We start from the raw sequence: 2,992 nt of genomic DNA, 5'->3' as shown, positions 1-2,992 counted from the left end.
TTTTTTAATTTTAGTTTGGTTAAGTTAGAAAGGGCGCACGGTGGATGCCTTGACACTAGGAGTCGATGAAGGACGGGACTAACGCCGATATGCTTCGGGGAGCTGTAAGTAAGCTTTGATCCGAAGATTTCCGAATGGGGAAACCCACTATACGTAATGGTATGGTATCCTTACCTGAATACATAGGGTATGGAAGACAGACCCAGGGAACTGAAACATCTAAGTACCTGGAGGAAGAGAAAGCAAATGCGATTTCCTGAGTAGCGGCGAGCGAAACGGAATCTAGCCCAAACCAAGAGGCTTGCCTCTTGGGGTTGTAGGACATTCTATACGGAGTTACAAAGGAACGAGGTAGACGAAGCGACCTGGAAAGGTCCGTCACAGAGGGTAATAACCCCGTAGTCGAAACTTCGTTCTCTCTTGAATGTATCCTGAGTACGGCGGAACACGTGAAATTCCGTCGGAATCTGGGAGGACCATCTCCCAAGGCTAAATACTCCCTAGTGATCGATAGTGAACCAGTACCGTGAGGGAAAGGTGAAAAGCACCCCGGAAGGGGAGTGAAAGAGATCCTGAAACCGTGTGCCTACAAATAGTCAGAGCCCGTTAATGGGTGATGGCGTGCCTTTTGTAGAATGAACCGGCGAGTTACGATCCCGTGCGAGGTTAAGCTGAAGAGGCGGAGCCGCAGCGAAAGCGAGTCTGAATAGGGCGTTTAGTACGTGGTCGTAGACCCGAAACCAGGTGATCTACCCATGTCCAGGGTGAAGTTCAGGTAACACTGAATGGAGGCCCGAACCCACGCACGTTGAAAAGTGCGGGGATGAGGTGTGGGTAGCGGAGAAATTCCAATCGAACCTGGAGATAGCTGGTTCTCCCCGAAATAGCTTTAGGGCTAGCCTTAAGTGTAAGAGTCTTGGAGGTAGAGCACTGATTGAACTAGGGGTCCTCATCGGATTACCGAATTCAGTCAAACTCCGAATGCCAATGACTTATCCTTAGGAGTCAGACTGCGAGTGATAAGATCCGTAGTCAAGAGGGAAACAGCCCAGATCGCCAGCTAAGGTCCCAAAGTGTGTATTAAGTGGAAAAGGATGTGGAGTTGCTTAGACAACTAGGATGTTGGCTCAGAAGCAGCCACCATTTAAAGAGTGCGTAATAGCTCACTAGTCGAGTGACTCTGCGCCGAAAATGTACCGGGGCTAAATACACCACCGAAGCTGCGAATTGATACCAATGGTATCAGTGGTAGGGGAGCGTTCTAAGTGCAGTGAAGTCAGACCGGAAGGACTGGTGGAGCGCTTAGAAGTGAGAATGCCGGTATGAGTAGCGAAAGACGGGTGAGAATCCCGTCCACCGAATGCCTAAGGTTTCCTGAGGAAGGCTCGTCCGCTCAGGGTTAGTCAGGACCTAAGCCGAGGCCGACAGGCGTAGGCGATGGACAACAGGTTGATATTCCTGTACCACCTCTTTATCGTTTGAGCAATGGAGGGACGCAGAAGGATAGAAGAAGCGTGCGATTGGTTGTGCACGTCCAAGCAGTTAGGCTGATAAGTAGGCAAATCCGCTTATCGTGAAGGCTGAGCTGTGATGGGGAAGCTCCTTATGGAGCGAAGTCTTTGATTCCCCGCTGCCAAGAAAAGCTTCTAGCGAGATAAAAGGTGCCTGTACCGCAAACCGACACAGGTAGGCGAGGAGAGAATCCTAAGGTGTGCGAGAGAACTCTGGTTAAGGAACTCGGCAAAATGACCCCGTAACTTCGGGAGAAGGGGTGCTTTCTTAACGGAAAGCCGCAGTGAATAGGCCCAAGCGACTGTTTAGCAAAAACACAGGTCTCTGCGAAGCCGTAAGGCGAAGTATAGGGGCTGACACCTGCCCGGTGCTGGAAGGTTAAGGAGAGGGGTTAGCGTAAGCGAAGCTCTGAACTGAAGCCCCAGTAAACGGCGGCCGTAACTATAACGGTCCTAAGGTAGCGAAATTCCTTGTCGGGTAAGTTCCGACCCGCACGAAAGGTGTAACGATTTGGGCACTGTCTCAACCAGAGACTCGGTGAAATTATAGTACCTGTGAAGATGCAGGTTACCCGCGACAGGACGGAAAGACCCCGTGGAGCTTTACTGTAGCCTGATATTGAATTTTGGTACAGTTTGTACAGGATAGGCGGGAGCCATTGAAACCGGAGCGCTAGCTTCGGTGGAGGCGCTGGTGGGATACCGCCCTGACTGTATTGAAATTCTAACCTACGGGTCTTATCGACCCGGGAGACAGTGTCAGGTGGGCAGTTTGACTGGGGCGGTCGCCTCCTAAAGTGTAACGGAGGCGCCCAAAGGTTCCCTCAGAATGGTTGGAAATCATTCGTAGAGTGCAAAGGCATAAGGGAGCTTGACTGCGAGACCTACAAGTCGAGCAGGGACGAAAGTCGGGCTTAGTGATCCGGTGGTTCCGCATGGAAGGGCCATCGCTCAACGGATAAAAGCTACCCCGGGGATAACAGGCTTATCTCCCCCAAGAGTCCACATCGACGGGGAGGTTTGGCACCTCGATGTCGGCTCATCGCATCCTGGGGCTGTAGTCGGTCCCAAGGGTTGGGCTGTTCGCCCATTAAAGCGGTACGCGAGCTGGGTTCAGAACGTCGTGAGACAGTTCGGTCCCTATCCGTCGTGGGCGCAGGAAATTTGAGAGGAGCTGTCCTTAGTACGAGAGGACCGGGATGGACGCACCGCTGGTGTACCAGTTGTTCTGCCAAGGGCATAGCTGGGTAGCTATGTGCGGAAGGGATAAGTGCTGAAAGCATCTAAGCATGAAGCCCCCCTCAAGATGAGATTTCCCATAGCGTAAGCTAGTAAGATCCCTGAAAGATGATCAGGTTGATAGGTTCGAGGTGGAAGCATGGTGACATGTGGAGCTGACGAATACTAATAGATCGAGGACTTAACCATATAATATGAAGCAAATGTTATCTAGTTTTGAAGGAATATACCTTCATCAGTTT

At 51.2% G+C, this 2,992-nt stretch carries 1 rRNA gene; it reads left to right on the top strand.

The features are described 5' to 3' along the window. The first annotated feature begins 17 nt into the window (after positions 1–17). Positions 18–2,939, top strand: a 23S ribosomal RNA gene (locus tag V7038_RS01110). Positions 2,940–2,992: the final 53 nt, after the last annotated feature.

Source organism: Bacillus sp. JJ783, assembly GCF_036963225.1.
GTDB lineage: Bacteria > Bacillota > Bacilli > Bacillales > Bacillaceae_G > Bacillus_A > Bacillus_A cereus_U.
The sequence above is the reverse complement of the archived record's forward strand: the minus strand, read 5'-3'. Positions and strand labels throughout refer to the sequence as shown.